Below are 4,643 nucleotides of genomic sequence, written 5' to 3'. Positions count from 1 at the left end.
CAGCGGGGTGGACAACCCCACCGGCGGGGGCACGGGGGGGGGGGCGCCGTGCGCCGCCCCCCCGCCCGTCCGCTTTCCGGCGGGGGTACGCGGGCCCGCCCGCCCCGTGATCAGCTACGGTCACCGGCATGACCTGGGATGATCTCGACGCCCATCTGGACCGGGTGCCGGGCACCGTCTCGGCGTACGTCTGTCGACTCGACGCGCCCCCGACCTGGACCCGCCACGCCGACGCCGGCCACTACGCCGCCAGCACCATGAAGGTGGGGGTGCTGACCGCGCTGCACCGCGCCGCCGAGGCCGGCACGCTGGAGCTGGACGCCGACGTCCCGGTGGTCAACGAGTTCGACTCGGCTCAACCCGGCGCGCCCCGCTTCTCCTGCGCCCAGCACTACGACAACGACGACGCCGTGTGGGACCGGCTCGGCGGCACCGCGCCCCTGCGCTGGCTCGCCGAACGGATGATCGTGCGGTCCAGCAACCTGGCCACCAACCTGGTCATCGGGCACGTCGGGTTGCCCGCGGTGGCCGAGGTGTGGAGGCTCGCCGGCGCCCGCAACAGCGTCACCGGCCGGGGCATCGAGGACTTCGCCGCCCGCGAGGCCGGCATCACCAACACCGTCACCGCCGCCGACCTGGCCGCCCTGCTGGGCGCGCTGACCAGCGGCGCCACGACTCCCGGCCGCCTCGCCTCGCCGGCCGGCTGCGCCGCCATGCTGGACGTGCTACTCGCCCAGGAGCACCGCGAGGACCTGGCCGCCGGCCTGCCCGAGGGCACCCGCGTCGCGCTCAAGAACGGCTGGGTGCGCGGCGTGCGCCACAGCGTCGGCGTGGTGCTGCCCGACGACGCCCCGTCGTACGTCATCGCCGTGTGCACCACCACCGACCTGGCCGACAGCGACGAGGGAGTCGTCGACGACGCCTGCCGCCTGATCGCGCACGTCTCGGCGCAGGTCTGGGCCGCCCGCCACCGGCTCTGAGGCCGGCGCCCGCCGATCCGGCTAGGCTGCTGCCACCCCCACCTCGGAGCCGCTGATGCCTCGCAGCCGTACCCTGCTCGTCGTCTTCCTGGTCGTGACGGCGGCGAACCTGGTGGCCAACGCCGTCGACAGTCCAGTGGCCGAGCTGCTCACCAAGCCGCTGCTGATGCCGCTGCTGGCCGCGTACCTCTGGCGGGCGGCCACCGAACGCGGCGCCCGGCCGGACCGGCTGGTGCTCGCCGCGTTGGCCTGCTCCACGGCCGGCGACGTGGCGCTGCTGGCCTCCGGCACCGGCTGGTTCATGGCCGGCATGGTCTGCTTCCTCGCCGCCCACGTCTGCTACCTCGTGGCCTTCACCCGGCACGGCGCCGCGACGCGGCTGCGCCGTCCGCCGCTGGTCGCAATGCCGCTGGTGTACGCGGTGCTGACCGTCGCCGCGCTGGCCTGGATGTGGGCGGGGCTGACCGAGGCCGGGCTGGCCGTGCCGGTGGCCGGCTACGCCGTCGCGCTGGCGGCGATGGCCACCACCGCCGTGACCCAGGGCTGGCGGGTCGGTGTGGGCGCCGCGCTGTTCCTCGGCTCCGATCTGCTGATCGCCGCCGGGGTGGCCGACGTGGCCCAGCCGCCCGGCGCGCCGGTGCTCGTGATGGCGACGTACGCGGCCGGCCAGGCGTTGATCGTCATCGGGCGGGTCGCCCGCGCCGACGTGCCGCCCGGCGTGGCGGTCACTCCAGCAGTTGCGCCTGCAGCGCCGTGAGGACCTCGTCGGTCAGCCCCAACCCGTCGCGCAGGTAGCCGTCGAACGAGCCGTGCACCCGGCGCACCTCCTGATAGGCGGCGTCGAGGTACTCGGCGCGAACCTCCAGCACCGGCAGCACCGCGTCGACGTCCAGGCCGGGCTGCCGGCGTCGCATCGCCTCGATGATCACCGCGCGGAGGCTGTCGGTCAGCGCGTTGTTGCGCAGGTACTCGGCGCGGATCGCGGCCTCGTCCACACCGAGCGCGGTGAGCAGGATGACGGTGAGCCAGCCGGTGCGGTCCTTGCCGGCGGAGCAGTGGTAGAGCAGCGGCAGGTTCTCCGACCGGGCGGCCAGCCGCACCGCAGCGCCGAAGCTGCCCCGGGCCGACTCGCCGGTGACGAACCATCGGTAGATCTCGGCCATCGCCCCCGCCGTGCCCTGCCGGGCCAGCTCCGCGTACGCGTCGAGGTCGTGGCCGAGCAGCACCGCCGAGACGTACGTGAAGACCGGGTGCTCCGGGTCGTGCACCGGCAGATGCACGACCCGCGGCTCGCCCGCCAGCCGATCGGTCGGGGCGAGTGCGATCTCCGCGGCGGCGCGCAGGTCGAGCACGCAGGCCGGCCCCAGCTTCGCGAGCACCGGCAGATCCTCGTCGGTGAGCCGACCCAGCGCCGGAGTGCGGATCAGCCGTCCGGCGCGCACCTTCCGGCCGTCGACGCCGCGCAGCCCGCCCAGGTCACGGGCGTTCGGCGCGCCCACCAGCTCCCAGTCCCGCACGACCATCCGGTGTCCCCTCTCGCCGCGTGCCTGCATATAGGGTGCCCCACATGACGATCTCGGCGGTACGCACCCACCGGGTTTCTGCCCCCTTACACACCCCGTTCGTCACCGCGCTGCGAAGTACCACCACCGTGGACACCCTGATCGTCGAACTGGTCGATGCCGACGGTCGGTCCGGCTTCGGCGAGGCGCCGCAGGTGTGGCAGGTCACCGGAGCGTCGGTCGCCGGCGCGCAGGCGTGCGTACGCGAACTGCTCGGCCCGCTGCTCACCGGACGTGACCCGGACGACCTGGTGGCCCGCTGCGCCGAGGTGCAGCGCGCGGTGGTCGGCAACGAGGCGGCGAAGGCGGCCATGGACGTGGCCCTGCACGACCTGGCCGCGCAGCGGCTGGGCGTACCCCTGGTGCGGTTGCTCGGCGGCACCACCCTGCGGGTTCCGACGGACGTCACCCTCGCCGCGGGCGACGCGGTGGACCTGGCGGCGGCCGCGCGCCAGCGGCAGGCCGACGGCTTCGGCGTGCTGAAGCTCAAGGTCGGCACGGACGCGGCCGGCGACCTGGACCGGGTACGGGCGGTCCGCGCGGCGGTCGGCGCCGGGGTCCGGATCCGACTCGACGCCAACCAGGGCTGGACGCCACGCGAGGCGGTCCGGGTGATCCGTGGCATCGAGGACGCAGGGCTGGACGTGGAGCTCGTCGAGCAGCCGGTGGCCCGCTGGGACCTGGACGGGCTGGCGTGGGTCAGCGACCGGGTGTCCGTGCCGATCCTGGCCGACGAGGCGGTCTTCGGGGTCCGCGACCTGGTCGAGGTGATCCGTCGCCGGGCCGCCGACCTGGTCAACGTCAAGCTGGCCAAGTGCGGCGGCCTGCAACCGGCGCGCACCCTGCTCGAGCTGGCCACCGCGCACGGGCTCGGCACGGTGGTCGGGTCGATGATGGAGAGTCAGGTCGGCATCGGCGCGGCGGCGAGCCTGGTCGCCGCGTACGGCACCACGGCGGTCGCCGACCTGGACGCCGCCTGGTGGCTGGCCTGGTCGCCGGTCCAGGGGGGAATCCGCTACGAGGGGCCGACCGTGGTGCTGCCGGATGCGCCTGGCCTGGGCATCTCCGGCCTGGCTGAAGTAAAGATGCAGGCCCGCGGTTGATGACCGTTGGTTTCTTTCATAGGGTTCCCCTGAACAGCCGACACGAGCTGGGGGTTGACGTGGAGCTGCAACCGGGCCGCGAGGCCATCGTCCGGGTCGCCGTCGCGACGCTGTGGTCCTCCCCCGAGGCGGTCCGGCCGGTCGACGGTCCCGCGCTCACCGCCGGCGCCGACATCCCGACCTGGGTTCGCGGCATGGACACCGACCAGCAGGTCGGCGACTGCGTGCTGAGCCAGCTCCTGCTCGGCGAACGGGTGCTGATCGACGAGCTGCGCCCGGACGGCTGGGCACGGGTCGTCGCCGTCGAGCAGCCGGCCGCCAAGCTCGATCCCCGCGGCTACCCGGGCTGGCTCCCCGCCGATCAGCTGACCACCGTGGATCCCACCGTCAGCGGCGACCCGCTGGTCGTGGACGCCACAGTCACCGGGCTGCACGCCGCCCCGGGCGGGCCGGTGGCGCTGGCGGGCGTCGTCGTCGGCACGCGCCTCGTCCCGGCCGGCCCGGCCCGCGACGGCTGGCGAGAAGTCCACGTCCCCGGCCAGGCCACGCCGCTCTGGCTGCCCGACGGGCAGCTCGTCCCGGTGCCGACTGAGCCGCCCACCGCCGCCGACGCGCTCGCGGTGGCCCAGCGGCTGTTGGACGTCGCCTACATCTGGGGCGGGCTCTCCGCGTACGGCATCGACTGCTCGGGCCTCGTCCACCTGGCCTGGCGCCGGTTCGGCGTGCTGCTGCCCCGCGACGCCGACGACCAGGCCGTCGCCACGACCCCGCTGCCCCTCGGCGCGGAACGCCCCGGCGACCTCTATTTCTTCGCCCGCCCCGGCCGCAAGATCCACCACATCGGCATCGTCACCGCCGTCGCCGACGACCCGACGGACCGGCGGATGCTGCACGCCTGCTACCGGCGGCGACGGGTGCTGGAGGAACAGCTACCGGCCGATCGGGCCGCCACCCTCGTCGGCGTCCACCGGGTCTGACCGGTCGGGCCCCTGTTCGGG

The 4,643-nt window shown here is 74.6% G+C and carries 5 protein-coding genes; 4 read left to right on the top strand and 1 reads right to left on the bottom strand.

The window, feature by feature from the left end; all coding sequences use genetic code 11:
• Nucleotides 1-128 precede the first annotated feature (128 nt).
• Nucleotides 129-980, top strand: a complete 852-nt coding sequence (locus AB0J68_RS27780) for a serine hydrolase (RefSeq protein ID WP_363941312.1) — start codon at nucleotides 129-131, stop codon at nucleotides 978-980.
• Nucleotides 981-1,035: 55 nt separating this feature from the next.
• Nucleotides 1,036-1,737 carry a lysoplasmalogenase gene (locus tag AB0J68_RS27775; RefSeq protein ID WP_355134718.1) on the top strand — a complete coding sequence of 234 codons (702 nt, stop codon included), beginning with the start codon at nucleotides 1,036-1,038 and terminating at the stop codon, nucleotides 1,735-1,737.
• On the opposite strand, the gene AB0J68_RS27770 is transcribed toward AB0J68_RS27775, so the two are convergent.
• Nucleotides 1,706-2,503: a tyrosine-protein phosphatase gene (locus AB0J68_RS27770; protein ID WP_363941310.1), complete on the bottom strand. Its 798-nt coding sequence runs from the start codon at nucleotides 2,501-2,503 to the stop codon at nucleotides 1,706-1,708. The two genes, AB0J68_RS27775 and AB0J68_RS27770, sit on opposite strands and share 32 nt — an antisense overlap.
• A gap of 44 nt (nucleotides 2,504-2,547) precedes the next feature.
• Between AB0J68_RS27770 and AB0J68_RS27765 the strand changes: the two genes are divergently transcribed.
• Together AB0J68_RS27765 and AB0J68_RS27760 are read left to right on the top strand one after the other, a co-directional pair.
• Entirely contained in the window at nucleotides 2,548-3,645 is a 1,098-nt protein-coding gene (locus AB0J68_RS27765) for a dipeptide epimerase (RefSeq protein WP_354861414.1), read from the top strand.
• Between the two features lie 59 nt (nucleotides 3,646-3,704).
• Nucleotides 3,705-4,622, top strand: coding sequence for an NlpC/P60 family protein (locus AB0J68_RS27760; RefSeq protein WP_363941308.1), 918 nt, complete (start codon nucleotides 3,705-3,707; stop codon nucleotides 4,620-4,622).
• Nucleotides 4,623-4,643: the final 21 nt, after the last annotated feature.

This window comes from Micromonospora sp. NPDC049580, from assembly GCF_040675595.1.
GTDB lineage: Bacteria > Actinomycetota > Actinomycetes > Mycobacteriales > Micromonosporaceae > Micromonospora.
The sequence above is the reverse complement of the archived record's forward strand: the minus strand, read 5'-3'. Positions and strand labels throughout refer to the sequence as shown.